At 63.8% G+C, this 20,517-nt stretch carries 18 protein-coding genes; 5 read left to right on the top strand and 13 right to left on the bottom strand.

All coding sequences use genetic code 11. The features are described 5' to 3' along the window. Positions 1 to 40: 40 nt before the first annotated feature. Positions 41 to 1,453 carry a DUF1254 domain-containing protein gene (locus P3T16_RS25870; RefSeq protein WP_429344437.1) on the bottom strand — a complete coding sequence of 471 codons (1,413 nt, stop codon included), beginning with the start codon at positions 1,451 to 1,453 and terminating at the stop codon, positions 41 to 43. Between the two features lie 250 nt (positions 1,454 to 1,703). Between P3T16_RS25870 and P3T16_RS25865 the strand changes: the two genes are divergently transcribed. From P3T16_RS25865 to P3T16_RS25855, 3 genes are all read left to right on the top strand, one after another. Next, positions 1,704 to 2,345, top strand: coding sequence for an FMN-binding negative transcriptional regulator (locus P3T16_RS25865; protein WP_429344436.1), 642 nt, complete (start codon positions 1,704 to 1,706; stop codon positions 2,343 to 2,345). A gap of 237 nt (positions 2,346 to 2,582) precedes the next feature. Continuing rightward, entirely contained in the window at positions 2,583 to 5,036 is a 2,454-nt protein-coding gene (locus tag P3T16_RS25860; RefSeq protein WP_429344435.1) for a heavy metal translocating P-type ATPase, read from the top strand. A gap of 123 nt (positions 5,037 to 5,159) precedes the next feature. After that, positions 5,160 to 7,127, top strand: coding sequence for a methyl-accepting chemotaxis protein (locus P3T16_RS25855; protein ID WP_429344434.1), 1,968 nt, complete (start codon positions 5,160 to 5,162; stop codon positions 7,125 to 7,127). 114 nt (positions 7,128 to 7,241) lie between these two features. Here P3T16_RS25855 and P3T16_RS25850 read toward each other — a convergent pair whose 3' ends face one another. The 5 genes from P3T16_RS25850 to P3T16_RS25830 all read right to left on the bottom strand — a co-directional run bounded on the left by P3T16_RS25850 (position 7,242) and on the right by P3T16_RS25830 (position 11,333). Next, positions 7,242 to 7,859: a flavin reductase family protein gene (locus tag P3T16_RS25850; RefSeq protein ID WP_429254064.1), complete on the bottom strand. Its 618-nt coding sequence runs from the start codon at positions 7,857 to 7,859 to the stop codon at positions 7,242 to 7,244. 43 nt (positions 7,860 to 7,902) lie between these two features. After that, on the bottom strand, positions 7,903 to 8,778 hold the full coding sequence (locus P3T16_RS25845; protein WP_429344455.1) for a 3-hydroxyacyl-CoA dehydrogenase family protein: 876 nt from the start codon (positions 8,776 to 8,778) through the stop codon (positions 7,903 to 7,905). A gap of 219 nt (positions 8,779 to 8,997) precedes the next feature. Continuing rightward, positions 8,998 to 9,297 (bottom strand): hypothetical protein, encoded by a 300-nt coding sequence (locus P3T16_RS25840; RefSeq protein WP_429344433.1) that lies wholly within the window; start codon positions 9,295 to 9,297, stop codon positions 8,998 to 9,000. Between the two features lie 559 nt (positions 9,298 to 9,856). Continuing rightward, entirely contained in the window at positions 9,857 to 10,015 is a 159-nt protein-coding gene (locus P3T16_RS25835) for a hypothetical protein (protein WP_429254062.1), read from the bottom strand. Positions 10,016 to 10,181: 166 nt separating this feature from the next. Further along, positions 10,182 to 11,333: a hypothetical protein gene (locus P3T16_RS25830; protein WP_429344432.1), complete on the bottom strand. Its 1,152-nt coding sequence runs from the start codon at positions 11,331 to 11,333 to the stop codon at positions 10,182 to 10,184. Between the two features lie 276 nt (positions 11,334 to 11,609). On the opposite strand from P3T16_RS25830, the gene P3T16_RS25825 reads away from it, so the two are divergent. Beyond that, positions 11,610 to 12,704, top strand: a complete 1,095-nt coding sequence (locus tag P3T16_RS25825) for an AGE family epimerase/isomerase (protein WP_429344431.1) — start codon at positions 11,610 to 11,612, stop codon at positions 12,702 to 12,704. 100 nt (positions 12,705 to 12,804) lie between these two features. Here P3T16_RS25825 and P3T16_RS25820 read toward each other — a convergent pair whose 3' ends face one another. Continuing rightward, positions 12,805 to 14,424, bottom strand: coding sequence for a methyl-accepting chemotaxis protein (locus P3T16_RS25820; RefSeq protein WP_429344430.1), 1,620 nt, complete (start codon positions 14,422 to 14,424; stop codon positions 12,805 to 12,807). 242 nt (positions 14,425 to 14,666) lie between these two features. Between P3T16_RS25820 and P3T16_RS25815 the strand changes: the two genes are divergently transcribed. Continuing rightward, the gene (locus P3T16_RS25815; protein WP_429254058.1) at positions 14,667 to 15,101 is read left to right on the top strand and encodes a PaaI family thioesterase; all 435 of its coding nucleotides are present in this window, start codon (positions 14,667 to 14,669) and stop codon (positions 15,099 to 15,101) included. Positions 15,102 to 15,185: 84 nt separating this feature from the next. Here P3T16_RS25815 and P3T16_RS25810 read toward each other — a convergent pair whose 3' ends face one another. The 6 genes from P3T16_RS25810 to P3T16_RS25785 all read right to left on the bottom strand — a co-directional run bounded on the left by P3T16_RS25810 (position 15,186) and on the right by P3T16_RS25785 (position 20,498). Then, positions 15,186 to 16,034 carry an ureidoglycolate lyase gene (locus P3T16_RS25810; RefSeq protein WP_429254057.1) on the bottom strand — a complete coding sequence of 283 codons (849 nt, stop codon included), beginning with the start codon at positions 16,032 to 16,034 and terminating at the stop codon, positions 15,186 to 15,188. Positions 16,035 to 16,099: 65 nt separating this feature from the next. Then, the gene (locus P3T16_RS25805) at positions 16,100 to 16,843 is read right to left on the bottom strand and encodes an SDR family oxidoreductase (RefSeq protein ID WP_429254056.1); all 744 of its coding nucleotides are present in this window, start codon (positions 16,841 to 16,843) and stop codon (positions 16,100 to 16,102) included. Positions 16,844 to 16,927: 84 nt separating this feature from the next. Continuing rightward, positions 16,928 to 17,764: an amidohydrolase family protein gene (locus tag P3T16_RS25800; protein WP_429344429.1), complete on the bottom strand. Its 837-nt coding sequence runs from the start codon at positions 17,762 to 17,764 to the stop codon at positions 16,928 to 16,930. 1 nt (position 17,765) lies between these two features. Continuing rightward, positions 17,766 to 18,803: an aldo/keto reductase gene (locus P3T16_RS25795; protein ID WP_429344428.1), complete on the bottom strand. Its 1,038-nt coding sequence runs from the start codon at positions 18,801 to 18,803 to the stop codon at positions 17,766 to 17,768. A gap of 26 nt (positions 18,804 to 18,829) precedes the next feature. Continuing rightward, positions 18,830 to 20,155: a UxaA family hydrolase gene (locus P3T16_RS25790; RefSeq protein ID WP_429254053.1), complete on the bottom strand. Its 1,326-nt coding sequence runs from the start codon at positions 20,153 to 20,155 to the stop codon at positions 18,830 to 18,832. A 34-nt stretch (positions 20,156 to 20,189) separates the two neighbouring features. Then, the gene (locus P3T16_RS25785; RefSeq protein WP_429344427.1) at positions 20,190 to 20,498 is read right to left on the bottom strand and encodes a UxaA family hydrolase; all 309 of its coding nucleotides are present in this window, start codon (positions 20,496 to 20,498) and stop codon (positions 20,190 to 20,192) included. Positions 20,499 to 20,517 lie beyond the last annotated feature (19 nt).

Raw genomic sequence — 20,517 nt, 5'->3', positions numbered from 1 at the left:
CATCTCTTCTGACGCCTCACGTGACGGATCATCTGCCACCTTACTGCCGGACGACTTCCGGCGGTTGCCACGAACCGTCGCCGGCCTGCGGCTTCGGTGCGTACAGACGCATCACCAGCTGGAAGTCCGCGCGCGGCGCCGGTAGCCAGTTCGCCGCCTTCACGCGCGCCGCCGAAACCGTCACGTCCAGCGAGCCATCGCGGTTGCGCTTCGCGCCGTTTCGATCGCCAACCGACACGCGCGGCGGCGTCGTTTCGCCGAGCGCGCCGTCCTTCGTATAGGCGGTGATCGACCAGAATCCGCGCACCGGCGGCACCTGGTTCGGCGCAAAGTGGACCACATAACGGTTCGCGCCGTTCAGCGCATGGCCGTCGCTGTCCTGCGCGACGGCTGCCCGCACTTCATCGTCCCTGGTGCCGATGCCCGGCGCCGTGTACGCCGCGTACGCGCGCAATGCGTAATCCGGGCCGTAGTTGCCGACGCCATCGCCGAACCAGCTCCAGCCGTTGGCCGCCAGCACGTTCGACGGCGCGGTTGCAACGCGGTCGTGACCTTCGGCAAGACCAGCGGCCATGGCGTCGCCGGCACTGGCGGGCAACTGCAACGGCGCGCCCGGCGTCACGCCGAGATCCGCGAGGATTTTCAGCGCGTGCGGATCGTCCGGCGCGGGCGGGTTGTCCGCCAGCGCCTGCGCCAGACGGCCGAAGAAGCCGGCGGCGTCGAGCGCGGCCACCTTCGCGGGCGGCGCGCCCGCTGCGCTCATCTCGGGCATCATGTTGCGCGTCACGACCGAGGCCACACGCGTATCGCCGTTAAACACGCTGAGCGGCGCCACGCGGATACTGCGCTGAAGCTTGCGCACCGCTGTGATGTCGCGCGAGCCGTTCGTCTGGATGCGCGCGGTAAACCACACGTAGCGCGTCGCGACCTCGACGCGCTTCGCGTTCCCGGGCAGGTCGCCGTGCCAGTCCTTCTGGACGAATGCAATGGTTTGCGATTTTGCACTGGCCGGGCGCACACCCGAATCCGCACCTGTCGACCAGATCACGTTCGTCCACATGTCAAGTGCGCGGGCGTCGAGATAGCGGCCGTGCGAATCGGGCAGCGCGACGATGACGGGTTCGGCGCTGACATCGAGCCAGCCGGTCGAATCGAGCGTGTCGATACTCGGCGTGGACGGGCGGGCCGCGCCGACAGGCGGCAGCGCCTGCGCGTGACGCAGCGTATTAACGGGCGCCTGTCCCGGATCGGTGCCGGTGGCGGCCTCGCGCGCGACGTCCATCAGCACCAGCGGATAGCCGAATACATAGGAATCGGCGACCTCGTCCTTGATCCAGCCGGCGGTTTTCGGCGAGGACGCCGGCGTCGAGGCGCAACCGGCGAGGAACGCAAGGCCTGCAAGCGACGCGCAGGTCCAGTGGAAGGAAAACAGTTCTCGTCGATTTTTTATCATTCGATGATCTTGCGGAACAGACGGTCCATTGGGTGCCGACGATCATGCGATCCTGTTCACAGGCGCCCCCCCGGGTTATCTGTGAAGCCGCGCGATTCTGATCCCGACATCGGGTTGTATCGTATCCTTGACGGCCAGGCAAGCGCAAAGGCGCGTAAAGACTCGTTCTGCATTCGCCAACCCGGTTTTTACACTAACCCGGGCACCTTTCGCACATTCAAAAAGTCGTCATTTCGCCCCGGAGCGTTGTATGTACATCCCCGCCCATTTCGAAGAAAAGCGTCCCGAGGTACTGCACAGTCTGATCGAACGTCATCCATTCGGCGCACTCGTCACCCACGGACCAGACGGCCTCGACGCGAACCATGTGCCGTTCGAGTTCGATCCGTCGCGCGGGCCGCTTGGCACGTTGCGGGCGCACGTCGCGCGGGCTAATCCCCTGTGGCGCGAAGCTGCCGAAAGGCCCGACGCGCTGGTGATCTTTCAGGGGTCGACCGCGTACATATCGCCAACGTGGTATCCCAGCAAGCATGAGACGCATCGCCAGGTGCCCACCTGGAACTATATGGTGGTGCATGCGCACGGCAGGATTGTCGTCCACGACGATGAAACTTTCGTGCGCGGTCTGGTGGCGCGACTGACGCGCAAGATGGAAGCGAACGAGCCGAAGCCGTGGAAGATGGGCGATGCGCCGGCCGATTTCCTTTCGCAGATGGTCGGCGCGATTGTCGGCATCGAAATCGAGGTGACGAAGCTCACCGGAAAATGGAAACTGGGCCAGAACAAGGAAACGGCCGATCGCCGCGGCGCCGCCGAGGCGCTGCGCGAACGCGGCAGCGACGAGCAGCGGGATGTGGCCGAAGCCATGCTGAAGGCGCCGCCTGCGATCTGAGCGGCTTCACAGTTTGCGCGGGCTTACTTCAGGCTGCCTGAGCCGCGGTTGAGCCAATTTTAATCGCGTCGAACCTGCGTCGAGCCTGCACCCATGCCGCGCGGAGCCTTTTCGCATAAGGCTTTGCGCCGGAATGCCCGCAGATCGCATCATTAGCCCTTGACCTTCCCATCATTGGAATGTTGATACTGGGTCTATCGGGCGGCGACCCTGCCCCCACCGGACCCTGACTCAACCATGACCGATCTTTCCACTCACCCGCGCATCGTGCCTGCCACCGTCGAACTCGACATCGGCGGCATGACGTGCGCTTCGTGCGCGAACCGCGTCGAGAAAGCCCTCGCACGCGTGCCCGGCGTGACGCGTGCATCCGTCAATCTGGCGACTGAAATCGCCACCATCGAAGCAGCCCCGGCCGTCGCCGCTGACGAACTCGTCGCCGCCGTCACCAAAGCAGGCTATGAAGCCGCTCCGGTCGCGCATGAAGTGACCGAACTCGCGATTAGCGGCATGACCTGCGCTTCGTGTTCAGCGCGCGTTGAAAAGGCGCTCGCGCGCGTGCCGGGCGTCGGCAGCGTCTCGGTCAATCTGGCCACGGAAAAGGCGACGGTCAATCTGCGCGAAGCCGTGAGTACGGATCAGCTGGTCGAAGCGGTCAGGAAGGCGGGCTACGAAGCGACGCCCATCGTTGAGGAAACGGCCACCGCGGATGCCGGTGCTGTCTCCGCGGTGGCAGACCGTGCCCGCGATACAACTCGCCGCGAGTTCTACGCCGTCCTGCTCTCCGCGCTGCTGACGCTGCCGCTCATTGTGCCGATGGTCGGCGAATGGTTCGGCGCGCACGCAATGCTGCCCGCGGCGCTGCAGCTCGCGCTGGCGAGCGTCGTGCAATTCGTGTTCGGCGCGCGTTTCTACCGGGCCGCGTACCGGGCGGTGCGCGCCGGTGCGGGCAATATGGATCTGCTGGTCGCACTCGGCACGTCGGCGGCTTATGGGATCAGCGTCTATCAACTGGTCACGCACCCGGGCGACATCGCGCATCTGTATTTCGAGGCCTCCGCCGTCGTGATCACGCTGGTTCGCTTCGGCAAGTGGCTCGAAGCCCGCGCGAAGCGCCACACCACTGACGCCATCCGCGCCCTCAACGCGCTGCGGCCCGACCGGGCGCGCATCCGCGTCGGTGCGGAAGAACGCGAAGTGCCGCTCGCGCAGGTGCGCGTCGGGACGATCGTCGTCGTGCGACCGGGCGAGCGTGTGCCCGTGGACGGCGCTGTGCTCGAAGGCCGTACGCATATCGATGAATCGCTGATTACCGGCGAAAGCCTGCCGGTCGCGAAGCAGCCGGACGACACCGTCACCGCAGGCTCGATCAACGGCGAAGCCGCGATTGCCGTCACGACGACCGCGATCGGCGCGGAAACGACGCTCGCCCGCATCATCCGGCTCGTCGAATCGGCGCAGGCGGAGAAGGCGCCGATCCAGCGGCTCGTCGATCGCGTGAGCGCGATCTTCGTGCCGGTGATTCTCGTGATCGCCGCGCTGACGGTCGGCGGCTGGCTGCTCGCGGGCGCGGGATTCGAGACCGCCATCTTGAACGCGGTCGCCGTGCTGGTCATCGCGTGTCCGTGCGCGCTCGGCCTCGCGACGCCCGCTGCGATCATGGCCGGCACCGGCGTCGCCGCGCGCCAGGGCGTGCTGATCAAGGACGCGGAAGCGCTCGAAATCGCGCATCGCGTCAACGTGGTGGCATTCGACAAGACTGGCACGCTGACGCTTGGCCAGCCGTCGGTCACCGCGTTCGAAGCTATCGGGATGGCGCGCGACGAGGCACTCTCGCTCGCTGCGGCCGTGCAGCGGCATAGCGACCATCCGCTGGCGCGGGCGATAACGGCGGAGTACGGGCGGGCGGAAGGCGCGCGGCATGCGGTGTCCAGCGGCGCGCGCGCCGTGCCGGGCCGTGGCGTCGAAGCAGATGTCGACGGACGAAGGCTCGCGATCGGCAGTGCACGCTGGCTCGCCGAACTCGGCACTGCCGTGCCGGACGCATTCACACAACGCGCGCAGCAGCTGGAAGCCGAAGGCAATACCGTGTCGTGGCTGATGAGCGTCGATACGCCGCCCGCCGCGCTGGCATTGATCGCGTTCGGCGACACGCTCAAACCGACCGCGAAGGAAGCCATCAATCATCTCAAACAGATGGGCATCAGGAGCGTACTCGTGACAGGCGATAACCGTGGCAGCGCGGCAAGTGTCGCGGCCGCGCTCGGCATCGACGAATTCCACGCCGAGGTGTTGCCGGACGACAAGGCCCGCGTGATCCGCGATCTCAAGATCCGCACGGCCGGCATCGTCGCGATGGCGGGCGACGGCATCAACGACGCGCCCGCGCTCGCCGCCGCCGATATCGGCATCGCGATGGCGACGGGCACCGATGTCGCCATGCAGGCGGCCGGCATCACATTGATGCGCGGCGACCCGGCGCTGGTCGCGGCGGCAATCGATATCTCGCGCCGCACGTGGCGCAAGATCCAGCAGAACCTGTTCTGGGCGTTCGTCTACAACCTGATCGGCATTCCGCTGGCCGCGTTCGGCTTGCTCAATCCGATGCTGGCGGGCGCCGCGATGGCGTTCTCGAGCGTCAGCGTCGTGACAAATGCGCTGCTGCTGCGGACCTGGCGAGTCAAGGACTAAAACCGCAATTATTGTGTAAGGTTAAAGAAATCAGGATTGGTGGCCGATAAACGGGGATAGCTGTCATGCCGTCGCGCGTGCCACATCGCAGACGGTGTCCTGTCCTTCTAACGCCAAAAATCCATGGATATTCTTTCTCTGCGCCGCGCCAGCGTCGGCGCCAGGCTGGCCATGCTCTCGTGCGCGATCGTGGCGGTCATTTTCGCGGCGTTCACGTGGGCCGTCACCCGTTCCGCCGGCGACCAGGTCAGCGAGCAGGTGGTGGCCCGCATCGGCGAAAAAGATCGCTCGATCGCCGCGATGATCTCGCTGTTCGACAGCAGCCTCGTCGCCGAAGTCGGCCGTTCGATGACGCTTTTTGCGAGCTTCCTGCCGTCGAACTATACGGTCGACGAAACCCGGAAAGTGGACATCAACGGCGTCGCCACGCCGACCATGAAAGCCGGCGACAAGCCGCTCAATCTCGACTTTTCGATTCCCGACCAGTTTCTGGAGCGCAGCGGCGCGATCGCAACCGTGTTCGCGCGCACCGGCGACGACTTCGTGCGCGTCACGACATCGCTGAAGAAGCAGGATGGCTCACGCGCGATCGGCACGCTGCTCGACCGCAAGGGCCCGGCGTATTCGCTGGTACTGGCCGGCAAGACGTACACCGGTCTTGCCGCGCTGTTTGGCAAACGTTTCATCACGCAATACAAGCCCGTCATGGACGCCAGTGGCCGCGTGATCGGTGCGCTCTTCGTCGGCGTCGACGTAGGTCCGCAGATCAAGTCGATCGAAGACGGCATCCGTCAGCTGAAGATCGGCGACAGCGGTTACTACTTCGTCCTGAATGCGTCGAACGGGCCGGACCGCGGCAAGTTCATCGTCCATCCGGCCGCCACCGGCCAGGCCGCCGACGACGCGAATGCGCCGTACAAACAGATGCTTGACGCGAAGGAAGGGCGACTGGCGTACACGTCGACGGACACGACGCTCGGCGAAACGCATTCGCGCGACAAGTACGTCTCCTTTATCAGCGTGCCGGAATGGCAATGGCTCGTCGGCGGCATTGCGCCGCGCGACGAAGTGATGGACGAAGTCGTGGCCACGCGCAACCGCTTTCTCATCGCCGGTTTCGTGCTGGTCGCGGCTTTCGCGGCGTTCTTCCTCATCGCCGTGCGCCGGATGGTGAGCCGTCCGCTCGACGAAGCCGCGAAGGCGTCGGAACGTCTTGCTGCGGGCGACCTGAGCGTGCGTGTCGCGAACGGCCGCACTGACGAGATCGGCCGCCTGCTGACTGCCATCGACGGCATCGGCGAAGGGCTCGCGCGAATCGTCACGCAGGTGCGCGGCGCTTCCGCGGACATGACGCACGGTACGGCGGAAATCGCCGCCGGCAGCGGCGATATCGCCGCGCGCATCGCGACGCAGGCGAGCAGCCTGGAGGAAACCGCGGCGAGCATGGAACAGATCACGTCGACGGTGCAGCAGAACGCCGCCCACGCCGCGCAGGCGAACACACTCGTCACGAGCGCGTCTGCGGCCGCGCTCGATGGCGGCCGCGCAGTGCAGCGCGTCGTATCGACGATGGGCGACATCAGCCGTTCATCACAAAAGATCGCCGACATCACGACCGTGATCGAAGGCATCGCGTTCCAGACCAACATCCTCGCGCTGAACGCGGCCGTCGAAGCAGCGCGCGCGGGCGAGCACGGCAAGGGCTTCGCGGTCGTCGCTTCCGAAGTGCGCGCGCTCGCGCAGCGCAGCGCGGCGGCGGTCAAGGAAATCGAAGCGCTGATCGGCGAATCGACGGCGCGTGTCGAATCCGGCTACCGGATCGCTGAAGAAGCCAGCTCGACGATGAACGGCATCGTTGAACAGGTGGGACGCGTGCAGGCCATCATGGGCGAAATCAGCGTCGCGTCGCGCGAACAGTCGGGCGGCATCGAGCAGGTGAATCTCGCCGTCACGCAGATCGGTGAAGCGACGCAGCAGAACGCAACGATTGTGGGCGTGGCGGAACGCGCGGCCGCCGACCTGCGCGATCAGGCCGGGCGGCTCGCGCAGGTGGTCAGCGTGTTCAAGGTGGGTGCGTCCGGGCGGGAGTGATGCACGGGTCGGCTTCGGTCGACCGCGCGGCCGGCTGGCGCTGTTGAAGCCAGCCGATCCGGCGTGCCCGCGCCGGAGTGCCAGTTCTGTCAGGCCTGTCAGGCGTGAATGCGCCTAGGCGGTCGGCCGGAACATCTGGAACATCTCGCCGATCTGCGCGTAGTCAGCGCGATAACCGGCGCGCATGACCGGCTGCGCGGCGTGTGTGTCGAACAGGCCGTCCTTCAGAAACGCCTTCTGGATATGCACGCCGACTACCTGACCCAGCGCCAGATAGTTGTCCATCGGCTTGCCGTCGAGCGAGTGCAGCCGGACGATCTGCAGCAGTTTGCATTCGAGCGCGGCCGGCGCTTCCGCGACGTGCGGCGCCGCGATGTTACGGCCCGCCGCGGGCGTCAGCCCTGATAGTTCGAATTCGTCGACCTCGGGTCCAACCGGGGCGGACGACTGGTTCATCCGCTCCGCCAGCGGCTTCGTTGCGAGATTCCAGGCGAATTCACCGGTGGCTTCGATGTTGCGGATGCTGTCCTTGTAGCCTTCGCTGCTGAATCCGATGATCGACGGAAACGTCGCGAACGCGCCGAAGAAACTGTAGGGCGCGAGGTTCAGCCGGCCTTCGACCGAGCGGGTCGAAATCCAGCCGATCAGGCGCGGCGCGACGATCGCCTTGAACGGATCGTGCGGCAGGCCATGACCTTCGGCGGGGTCGTAGAAGTGGACGTCGGGGTTCATGAGCATGTCTCGATGATTGTTGATGCCGTGCTGTTCACTGCGTTCAACCGCGGCTGATCACGCGTTTGCGCCCTTCCTTCACCTGCGCCAGGTGCGCATCGTCCCAGTCGTAAAACCCGGCACCGCTACGCACACCGACGCGCCCCGCGTTCACCTGTTCGCGCAGCAGATCGATGACGTTCTCGTCTTTCGCGAGTTCCGGCATCAGATGCGACGCGATATCGACAAACGTATCGAGGCCGCCCATATCCGCACCTTCGAACGGACCGACGATGCCCCAGCGTCGTCCGAGCGACGCCTTCATCACACGATCGACTTCATCCGGCGTGGCGGCGCCCGAGCGCACGATGTTGAGCGCTTCACGCAGCACGGCAAACTGCAGCCGGTTACCGACAAAACCAGGAATCGCCTTCGCGAGCAGCACCGGCTCCATACCGATCGCCGACATCAGTTCGACGGTCTTCGCCGTGACTTCCTGGGTCGTTTCACTGCCCGGCACCACCTCGACGAGCGGAATCATATGCGGCGGATTCCAGAAATGCGCAATCACAAAGCGCGCTTTGGCGCGCAGCGGGCCGCTCAAAGCGTCGGGCGGAAAGCCGCTCGTATTGCTGGCAAGAATCGCGTCTGGTGCGAGAATTTTGTCGAGCGCTTCGTACAGGCGATGCTTGAGCGCAAGCACTTCAGGGATCGCTTCGATGATGAACTGCGCCGACGCCATCACGTCGAGCGAGTCATGCGTCTCGATGCGCGCAAGCGCGGCCACTTTCGCCGCGCGGTCGATACGGCCAGCGTCGATCAGTTCGTCGAGCACGGCTTCGGCCTTCGGCGCGACGCTCGCGAGACGCGCAGCGTCGACATCGTGGACGATTGTCCGGTATCCGTGCAACGCGCATTGCGTCGCGATGCCGACGCCCATCAAACCCGTGCCGACCACGCCCATTACTGCCCTATCGTCGTTCAAGCCACTCTCCTGCGACATCGATGAAAGCTTTGAAGCATAGCGCAGCGAAGCGTTTCGCGTGGCGGCGCCTGGATGTAGAGAGGCCGGCCTCTCTTGCGAGAGCGCCGGCCTCCTTTGCGCGCATGACGGTGTTGCGGGCGTCATGCGGTTCGCGCCATCAACGCGCGATCGATTTCAATAGTGCTCTGGCTGATGATGCTCGTCGTGATGGTACGGATCCCGATCATGCGGGTGATGGCGCATCCATTCGTCGTGCTGCCAGTAACGGTGGCCGTCGTAATAGCGGTCGCCATGCCAGCCGACGTTGATGCTGACGCCAACCGGCATCATGTGCGGCTGGCCGTAACTGGCCGCAGGCACGCCGTCGCGCATCATCGGATCGTGCTGCGCGAAGGCGGAGCTTGCGGTGAGCAACGCGCCACCTGCGAGTACGGTGGCGATCACGGAACGGGTCGTACGGCTCAAGATTTTCATAATGAATCTCCCTTTTTAGGTTCAACGCGCGCCGGGTGCGAAGCTTGTACTGCCTCTTGCTGCTGGTTTGGGAAACCCGGCGTGTTGCGCTTGAAACCCACTTTAGCGACGTGACCCGCTCACAACCGTGAGGACTTGTAAGCGCGCATTTCACTGCCTGGCGCGGCGCGGCGCGGTCTGGCGCCAAAAAATTCCAGCAGGATCAAGGCCTGCGCTGAACTTCAACCCGGGACGGCCAGCCGATTACGTCAATTGCCGTTACATCCCTTCGGGTTGAGAAATATTCCGCCTGGTGAAAGTTGGAAAATCCAGGGGAAAATGAAAGGAAATCAAAAGGTTGGCGCTTTCTGGGGGCGAGGATGTCGGTCGGTCCAAAGATGCTTTTGGAGAATGAAGGTGGCGTTTCGATCGAAAACCTTCGGCGGCGGAATTTCGTCATTGCAGTCCACACAGACGAAAAAAGGCCCGATGCGGAATTTCCACATCGGGCCTTGATTCGGGACATGCGCGTTAAGCGCACGCCATGACGCGCGGACGAACCGCGCGCCGCGCTGGCTGGTTAGCCGCGCAGGAAGCCGAAAATGGCGACGCGCTGCGACTTGCGAACGCGTTCGGCTTCGCGATAACGCGCTTCGTGCGAGTAGTCAGAGTCCAGCGGAAGAAACGGCGACGCAAAGAGGTCGCTAACCTTTTGAAGCAGTGCAAGGATCAAGCTCATGGCGACTCCCGGTTGAATGAATGGCTAGGGTTTTCCCTTAAGAAGCATTATAGGGTTATCCCTGAGTAAAATCTAGTGCAATGCAGCATTTCATTCACCGGGCGCTTTGCCGCACCGCTCCGGGCGGTTTGGTGCGTTGCATCATTACAACAACTGCAGTGCCAGATCAGTGCGACGGCGCCGTTTTCGGCTTGTGTCCGTGCTGGGTTCTGGCCGTGTGCCTGGCCGTGGTTGCTGGCGAAGCGGACCGTGGTGCGGCGTCGGCAGCGGGCGTGTCCGGCGCCACGGGCACGACGGCGGGTACGCTGACAGTCGCCGAATCGGTGTCGAGAAGTGTCGACAGCGTCGCCTGCTGGTTCAGCATCATCTGTTCGATGCGCTGCTGCTGCGCGGTTGAATCGCGCGTGAGCCGCATCAGGAGCATCGTCTGCGTGATGCCGATCGCGACTGTCACGAGCAGCGCAGCGACGACGATCGATAGCATCCATTTCATTCGCCGCGAATGATCGGTGGCCGCGCGACGCTGGTCGGCGATCACGCCGTACAGCGCATCGACGGTGTCCGCGAAGGCCGTCGCGCGAGCGCGGTCGAGTTCCGGCGCGGCGGCATGCGTCAAGGCGGATGTCTGCGGCGCGCCCGGTTGGCTGGATACGTCTCGATCGGCGTTTGCCGGTTTCGCTGATGCGCTGGCCGTTGCGGCGCCGGCATCAACGGCTGCGCGGGCGGACGCGTCAGGGGTCGCGGGTTTAGCATCCACGTCGCGGGCCTCGCGCGTCGCGGTTGCCGTCGTGTTCAGTTCCGCGCGATTGTTTTGCGTCGCGGCGTCGGTCGCGCTGGGCGCACCATCGGCGTGTCCGGTCGCGCGTTCTGTTGTGCTTTCAACCGCATCATCAATAGACGGCTCCACGCGCTCGTCCAGCACGCTCGCCTGCATCGACAGCGACGCCGCCTCGTCCACCTTCGCCGCGCGCGTCACGCGCCGCGTCGACTTCGCATCGCTGGCCAGGGCATCGCCGCCGTTCGTGACGCCCACAGCGGCCAGCACCTCGGGCGGCAGTTCGAAACCCGTCAGCGTGCCTTGCCGGACGTCGATGGTCATGGCTTCGAGCGTGGCGCGCGTGGGATCGTCGGGGAACAGGTCGAGCGTGCTGTCGTCGCGCGGCACGTCGCTCAGTTGCGCGAGCCGCTGCGCGGAGCGCGCGGCGCGGGCCAGCTTGTTTTCGGTTTCGGTGGAGACGGTAGCCTCGCGTGGCTTTGTCGAACGGGCGCGACGCGGGCGGGAATTCGGGGATGCTGCGAAATCTGCGGAATCTGCCATGGGGAAAGGAGCGGTCGTTCTGGTCGTCAGCCGGCGCTCGCCGGCCGCGGGTCGCCGCTGCAAAATGCCATCTTCGTTTTTCGAGCCCGCATTGTCGCACGGCCGCGCGAGGCAGCCGCCGGGAATTCGTGCAAATACGCCGGGAAATACGTGTAACGTGCCGCCACTGTCCTTCTGGTTTATCCTTGCGCACAGCCGGCGCGACGGCGCGCTTCGACGCTGCGCCGCGACACGCCCGGTTCTCCCGTTTTCTGATCTGCACGACACGCCAGCCGCATGACATCATCCGCTTCCACGGCCGCTCCCGCCGCCCTGCTACGCACTCATTTCGCACAGGTTGTCCTGCCGGTATGGCGCGGACCGGGCTTCAATTCCGCGCTCAAGCTGCCTTACGAAGCCATCGGTCACGACCATCGGCCGTTGCCTGTCACACGCTATCGCGCGATGGCGTGCGCGCGCCAGCTTTTCGTTTTCTCGCAGGCCGGCGATATCTCCCACGCCGATACGCTGTTCGACACATTACGTCGCTATTTTCATGACGCACAGAATGGCGGATGGTTCTATAGCGTCGATGGCAAAGGCGCGCCGCTCGACACAACGAAGGATCTGTACACGCACGCATTCGTCGTGTTTGCATGCGCGGAGTACTTTGCACGTTCGCGCAATCGCGACGCGCTCGACGTGATGAATGAAACGTCGGCGCAAATCATTGAGCGCTTCGCTGCACCGGGCGGATTGCTCAATGCCGCGCTCGATGCGGATTTCTCGACCGTCACTGGCACGCCGATACAAAACCCGCTGATGCATCTGACCGAAGCGTGGCTCGCCGCACATGACGCAACGAAAGATGCGGCGTTTGCGACCTCGCTCACGGGCCTCGTCGAAGGCGTGGCGCGCACGTTCCTGCACCAGCCGACGGGCTGCATCGCGGAGCTGCCGCTCGGTTCGGCGGATAACCGGCTGGAGCCGGGTCATCAGTTCGAATGGTTTTATCTCGCGCGTCGCGCCGCTGGCCTGTTGGGGCAATCAGGCCTGTACGTTGCGCTGTCGCGTGCCTTCAGCTTCGCGCAGCAGCACGGCGTAGATCACGCGACGGGCGGCGTGTATGCCTCGCTCGACGAAGCGGGCATCATCAACGACAGCACGCAGCGTATCTGGGCGCAGACCGAATATCTGCGCGCACTGGCAACGAGCGACGACGCAGCGGCAAGCACACTATTGCCGCAGCAGATCGAACGTTTTCGCGAACGCTTTCTGCGCGAGTACGGATGGATCGAAAGCATGACGGCGACGGGTGACATCACGCGCGCCGAAATGCCATCGACTACCCCCTATCATCTGGCTACTTCGTACGCATCGCTGCCTGTTTGAGCGCGCTTAACGACGGCTTCGCTACAGAACGAAAAAGCCCGCTGGAACATAACGTTGTTCCTGCGGGCTTTTCAGTTTGCGGCCTTCAAACCATATGCAGTCATACCGCCGGGGTCATTGCAAATCTGCCCGCGCGCGGTGACGGGTAACCGCCGTTCTGTTCGGCCGCCAGCACCGCGTCCGAAATCTCGAACACCGCGACCGCGTCCTTCAACTGCTGCGTCTGCTGGTGCAGCGACGCCGCAGCTGCAGCCGCTTCTTCGACAAGCGCCGCGTTCTGCTGGGTCATTCCATCCATCTGCACCACAGCCTGATTGACCTGCTCGATGCCCGTGCTCTGTTCCGACGACGACGCGCTGATCTCAGCCATCATCTGCGTCACGCGCGAAATCGATGCCGACACGTTGCGCATCGCATCGCCCGCCCGCTCGACGAGTGCCGAGCCACCCTGAATCTCCGCGACCGATTCGCTGATCAGCGTCTTGATCTCCTTCGCCGACTGCGCGCTGCGTTGCGCGAGTCCGCGCACCTCGCCCGCCACCACTGCGAAGCCGCGCCCCTGCTCGCCCGCGCGTGCCGCTTCGACGGCCGCGTTCAACGCGAGGATGTTCGTCTGGAACGCAATGCCATCGATGACGCTGATGATCTCCGCGATCCTGTCCGAACTCTGCGCAATACCGCGCATCTTTTCGACCACTTCGTTCACGACGTCGCTGCCGCGCGAAGTCGCGTCGAGTGCATTTTCCGCAAGCGCGTTCGCTTCGCGGGCGTGGCTGGCGGTCTGGCGCACGGCGGCGGTCAGCTCTTCCATGCTCGATGCGGTTTCTTCCAGCGAAGCGGCCTGGTTCTCCGTGCGCGCCGACAGGTCCGCATTACCCGTCGCAATTTCGTCCGCGCCGAGGTGAATCGAATCGGCGGAATCGCGCACGGTCTTCACCGTACGCGCGACGCTCGCCTGCATGATCGAAAGACCCGAATAGAGACGGCCGATTTCATTCGTGCCGCGCGATGCGATCGGCTGGTCAAGACGTCCCTGCGCGATGCGGTCGAAGTGACGGCCCGCTTCTTCAAGCGGCGCCACGACGCCGCGTTTCAGCACGATAAAGACCGCAGTCGTGCCGGCCAGCAGCAACGCCAGAATCGCGATACCGACGCCGCGGAAGAGCGCAAGACGTCCGTCGATCGAATCGAGCGACGCGCGGCTGGCCGCGTCGGCGAACTGCACGAAGTTGTGCTGCTCGGCGAGATACGCGTCCTGGAACGACTGCGTCGGTTGATCGAGAAAGGCCTGGATGTTGTTGGAATCGAGAAACTGGACGAGCTCGCTCAACGCCGCGTGCAGTTTCGTATAGCGCTCGGTGAGCGCGGCGGCGCGCGCGCTGTTTTCGTCATTCATCTTCGGCGCGCTGTTGAAGGCGCCGAACGAACGCTCCGCCTCCTTCAACTGGTCACGCGCGTGCTGGACGATTTCGGCCGGTTCGGCACCGCCGCGAACCATCCGCGTGCCAGCGCGCGACAGATTAATACGCGCGTCCATCAAATGCTGTGTGGTTTCGCCGACAGCATTCATCTGCTTCAGCGCCACGTTGGACAGGTCGCCGACGTCATCGTGCGTACGGGTCAACGACCAGAAACCCAGACCCTCCGTCAACAGCTGGAATACGCAGAAAGCGACTAGAACGCACAACAGGCCGGAAGCGACCTTGATTTTGCTGAACATCGAGAACACCTGAATTGCAAGGGAATGACGGGATTGACTACGGGTTTACGGCAATACCCGCGAAGGCTTGAGGTGCAATGCGCGAAAAGAGTTGAGATGCGCCGTGTACCCCACGCATCTGGCGAATTGCCTTTGATCTCCACAACAATCCGAGGTCAATTTCTTCAAATCACCTTGACGCAGTGCGCAACCGCTTCCTAGAGTGGACAGGAACCAGCCGGGCGACGCCCGAAGGAACCGAGATGACTGATCTACTCGATCGCGCACGTGGCGCACTGCACGCGCAGCCATTCAGCATGCTGCTTGGCGCCGAACTCATGAACACCGGCGCACACGAACTGACGCTCTCCCTGCCGATTCGCGATGAACTGAGGCAGCAACATGGTTTCGTACACGGCGGTGTGATCAGTTATCTGGCGGACAACGCATTGACGTTTGCCGGGGCGCTCACGCTCGGGCCACGCGTCGTGACGGGCGAATACAAGATCAACTATCTGAGGCCCGCGATAAACGGCACGCTGATGGCGCGCGCGCAGGTCGTCCACGCCGGCCGCAATCAGGCGACCTGCCAGTGCAGTATCTTCGTGATGGACGACGGCTCGGAGAAGCTCATCGCAGTGGCGCAGGGCACGATCAACCGCATGGCGGAAGGCACGGAAGTCGCGGCGCCGGCTTGATGGAGAAGTAAAGCGGGCGCCTGATGGAGAAACAGGTCGCCCGCGGCGCGCGGCCCATACGGGCCGCGCCTGCAGCTACCACGCTTATTCTGCTGCGTACGTCCGCTGTGTCTGCTCGCCGAGGCCCTGAATGCCAAGGCGCATCGTCTGGCCCGGCTTCAGGAACACCGGATTCGGCTTCACGCCCATGCCGACGCCCGGCGGCGTGCCGGTCGAAATCACGTCGCCCGGTTGCAGGCTCATGCACTGCGACAGGTACGAAACGAGTTTCGCGACCGTGAACACCATCGTCTTCGTGTTGCCGTTCTGGTAACGATGGCCGTCCACCTCCAGCCACAGATCAAGCGCTTGCGGGTTGGCGACTTCATCGCGCGTGACGAGCCACGGGCCGATCGGTCCGAACGTGTCGAAGCCCTTGCCCTTGTCCCACGTACCCGTACGCTCGATCTGCCATTCGCGTTCCGACACGTCGTTGATCACGCAATAGCCCGCCACGTAATCCAGCGCGTTCGCTTCGTCGATGTATTTGGCCGGCTTGCCGATCACCACGCCAAGTTCCACTTCCCAGTCGCACTTCTTCGAGTTGCGCGGGATTTCGACGTCGTCGTTCGGGCCAATGATCGCGCTCGTCCACTTGTTGAAGACGACCGGTTCGGCCGGCACCGGCAGATTCGATTCGGCCGCGTGATCGGCATAGTTCAGCCCGATACACACGAACTTGCCGATGTTGGCCACGCACGGGCCCATCCGCGGATTGCCTTCGACCACCGGCAGCGACGCCGGATCGACCGCGCGCAGTTTCGCAAGACCAGCGTCGGTCAGCACGTCACCGCCGATATCGGCGACCACTTTCGACAGATCGCGAATCTTGCCCTGTGCATCGAGCAAACCCGGTTTTTCCTGACCTTTCGGTCCATAACGAAGCAGTTTCATCGTGGCATTCCCTGGTGTTCAGTAAAAAAACGTGCAAAGCGAACCCGGCCTCGGCCAGGGTGCAGCTAGTTCGACCAGCCACCGTCGATCACGTGCGCGTGACCGGTGGTGAACGCGGATTCATCCGATGCAAGATACAGCGCGAGCGCTGCGATCTCTTCCGGCTTGCCGACACGGCCCATCGGCTGGCGCGCGACGAAGGCCGCCTGCACGGCATCGACTGTCGCGCCCTGCGCCTGTGCCTGCGCGGCGATCCGCTGTTCGAGCGACGGCGAAGCCACCGTGCCCGGACAGATCGCGTTGCAGCGCACACCGCGTGTGACGAAGTCTGCCGCAACCGCCTTTGTAAGCCCGATCACGGCCGCCTTCGAAGCACCATACACGAAACGGTTCGGCACGCCCTTGATACTCGATGCCGCCGACGACATGTTGATGATAGAGCCGCCACCTTTCTCGAGCATTGCAGGCAGAAACGCGCGAATCGTCCGGTACATCGCCTTCGCGTTCAGATCGAAGGCGAAATCCCAGTCTTCCTCGCTCGCTTCGAGAATCGAGCCTGCGTGCACGAATCCCGCGCAGTTGAACAGCACATCGATCGCACCGAGTTCGGCGGCGAGCGCCTTGATCGCGGCGTCGTCACGCACGTCCAGTTTTCGTGCCTCGACGGGCTTCCCGGCGAGCGCATCGATGCGGATATCCGTGGCGATCACACGTGCGCCTTCGCGCGCGAAGAGCTCCGCGGTCGCGAGTCCGATGCCCTGCCCGGCGGCGGTGATCAGGGCCGTCTTGCCGGCCAGTCTTTGTATCATCTACGGCTCCAGTTGAAATGGCGTTTGAGTCATACCGGGTATTGCAGCGCGCGCTGACACAGTGTCTGCACGCGCTCCATGAATTCATAGTCGATAGAAGGCTGACGCGTTGCCGCCGAGCACCGCAGCGCATTGCGTCTCTGACAGCGACGCAAGCAATGTGTTCGCCGCTGCGTGCCACCTCTCGTAGTCGCCATTCAGGTTCAGCACCGGCCAGTCGCTGCCCCACATCAGACGCGACGGTCCGAAGTGCGCAAGCAGATGGTCAACATAGGGCCGCAATGTGGCTTCGTTCCAGCCGGGCGCGGCTTCGGTTGCGAGACCGGACAGCTTGCAGTGAACATGCGGCAGACGCGCAAGCCGCTCGATGCCATCGGCCCACGGCTGCCAGCCCGACGCGCCATCGCGGATCGGCGGCTTTGCGCCGTGATCGATCACGATGCGTAGCTGCGGGAAGCGCGTGATGAACGTTTCCAGCGCATCGACGTGGCGCGCGAAGATCAGCGCATCGAATGCGAGATCATGCGCGATCAACGCTTCGATGGCGGGCTTCAGCGCTGGATTCGCGATCCAGTTATCGTCGGGAAGATCCTGAAGCATCGGACGCACGCCCTTGAACTTCGGATCGCGCGCAAGTTCGGCGATTAGCGCAGGCGCATCGTCATCGAGCAGCGGCACCCAGCCCACTACGCCCGCAACGGACGGTTCGTTACGCGCAATGTCCAGCAGATAACGCGTTTCATCGACAGTCTGCGCAGCCTGCACGACAACCGTTGCATCGACGCGCGTAGCAGCACGCAACGGCGCGAGATCAGCGGGACCAAACGTGCGATACAGCGACGTCAGCTCCGGGGTCAACCAGCCGTAATCGCCGCGATCCGGGTTCCAGTAGTGCTGGTGAGCATCGATGCGCGCGGCCACGTCAGTCTCCGGGCACCGGCGCACGCGAATCGAGCAGACCTTCGCGCAGCGCTTTCCACAGCGCGAGCGGCAATTCACGTTCGAACGATGCGACGTTCTCGCGCAACTCAGCGGCGCTCCGCGCGCCCGTCAGCACGGTGGCGACCGCCGGATGCGCATACGGAAACTGCAATGCGGCCGCGGCAAGCGGTGCGCCGTGCACGCGACAAATCGCTTCAAGACGCGCGACACGATCGATCACATCCTGCGGCGCATTGCCGTAGTTGTATTTCAGATCACCCTGCACACCACGCGCGAGAATGCCCGAATTGAACGCGCCGCCGAGCAGAATGCTCACGTGTCGTGCTTCGCATGCCGGCAGCAGATCGTTCAACGTGTCCTGCTCCAGCAACGTATAGCGACCGGCGAGCAGCGCGCAGTCGATATCGAATTCGGCCATTACTTCGAGAATGACCGCGCCTTCGTTGACACCGAGGCCTAGCGCTTTTACTGCGCCGCTGGCGCGCAGTTCGTCGAGCGCCTTGAAGCCGCCGCCTTCGGTCAACTGCTTCCAGTAGTGCACGTTGCGATCGCCATGCGTATAGCGGCCGATATCGTGAACCAGCAGGATGTCGATATCGACCATGCCAAGCCGATGCTGGCTGTCTTCGAATGAGCGAAGAATACCGTCGTGTGTGTAGTCGTAGATTGCCTCGAATGGCAGCGGGTTTTGCCAGCCTTCGCTGCCGTCGTAGGGATGCGTGCGCGGCACGAAGCGCCGGCCGGCTTTGGTCGACAGCACGTATTCACTACGCGGATAGTTGCGTAGCGCGTGACCAAGCCGATGTTCGGCCTTCGTGTGTCCGTAGTGCGGTGCGGTGTCGAAATAGCGAACGCCGGCGTCCCACGCGGCGTCGATCGTGGCCTGCGCTTCCTCGTCGGAGAGGTCGCGATACAGGCCGCCGAGCGGCGCCGTGCCCAGACCGAGACCGGTCACTTTCAGGTCACGCCGGCCAATGCCGCGCCGCTGGCTGACCTTCGGATTCGCCGCTGTTGTCATTCACAAGCCTCCTCATTGCCCGCGTTTCAAATCGACGCGATTTCAACTACGCGATGCTGCGCTGCACTCGACGGCAGGCACGCCGGCCCAACCGGCTCGAACGTCTTGTACGTCAGGATAAACTCCTGGTGCCCAAGCGCTTCCGACTTCGACGCCGCGCCCTGCGCTACGGCTACGGTCTGGTCGAACACTTCGCGGCCGACTTCGTCGAGCGTCGCGCGGCCCTCCAGAATACGCCCGGCGTCGACATCCATGTCGCCGGCGAGATTGCGGAACGTCGACGGATTCGCGCAAACCTTGATCACGGGCGAAATCGCCGAGCCGACCACCGATCCGCGTCCGGTCGTGAACAGGATCACATGCGCACCGCACGCGATCAGTTCGCCAATCTCCGCGTTATCGCTGATGTTCGGAAAGCCGAAGCGCGGTTCGCCATCGGGCACGACGTCGAGCAGATAAAGGCCGCCTGTGGGCGGCACATCGCCGGGCTTCACGATGCCGACAATCGGCGATGCGCCGCTTTTCGCATAGGCGCCAAGCGATTTCTCTTCCTGCGTCGTCAGCCCGCCGTCCGCATTGCCGACTGCAAAGCTGCCGTGTCCGAGGATGGAATAGTAGCGCGCCGCCTTCGCAACGCAAGCGACGATTTCATCGCCCAGGTCGTCCCGGGCCGCACGGCTCTTCATATGGAATTCGCAGCCGACCAGCTCGCCGGTTTCCTCGAAGATGCAGGTCGCGCCCGCATCGATCAGATGATCGAATGCGCGGCCCACGGCGGGATTGGCGGTGATGCCGCTCGTACCGTCCGAACCGCCGCAGATCGTGCCGATCACGAGTTCATCGAGCGCCATCGGCACTTTTTGCTGCGCCGCAAGCTGTTTGCGGGCATCGCGCACCCAGTCGACGCCGTACTGGATCGTGCTGCGCGTGCCGCCTTTTTCCTGGATCGTCAGCACTTCGACGGGCCGGCCGCTCGCGCGCACCACATCCACGAGGTAATGCTTGTTCATGCTCTCGCAACCCAGCGATACGAACAGCACTGCGCCGACGTTTGGATGCGTGGTGAGCTGCTGCATCATCTTCTCGGCGTAGCTGTTCGGATAGCAGCCCGGGAAACCGATCAGATGGACGGGCGGCTCGCGCTCGCTTGACGGATCGTCGAACGCATCGAGCGGCTCGCGAAACTGCGTGACGATTTCGCGCGCGACGTGATGCGCGCATTCGACGAGATACGCCACCGCGACGACATTGCGGATGCCCTTGCGGCCATCGCTGCGCGGATAGCCTTGCAGCGATGGTGGCACAGCCTGCGCAGGCTGGATGACAACGGATGCAACAGAAGTATCAGTCATGATCGTTCGTTCCAGCACGGCGAAAAAGCCGCGGTCAGTGATGCACGAATGCGTGGCCGGCGTCGTGCGTGTAGGTCGGCAGGTAGTCGCTTTCGAGGTTGTGCGTATGCAGATGCGCGCCGCGAGCGACCGGCTCCGTCACGTGGCCGATCACCGCGCCGTAGCGCAGCACCTTCTCGTCCGTGACCAGCGCACGGCGCGCGACCTTGTGGCCGAGGTCGATCGTTTTCGCGAGCGTGATGCGTTCGCCTTCGATCTCGACCTGCGATCCGGCTTCGAGCCGCGCCGCCGCGATCAGGCAGTTATCCTGCGGTGTCAGCAGGATGAGGCGCGGGTCTGTCATTGGACTGCTCAAGATGTTG

The organism is Paraburkholderia sp. GAS42, assembly GCF_050436565.1.
Lineage (GTDB): Bacteria > Pseudomonadota > Gammaproteobacteria > Burkholderiales > Burkholderiaceae > Paraburkholderia.
The sequence above is the reverse complement of the archived record's forward strand: the minus strand, read 5'-3'. Positions and strand labels throughout refer to the sequence as shown.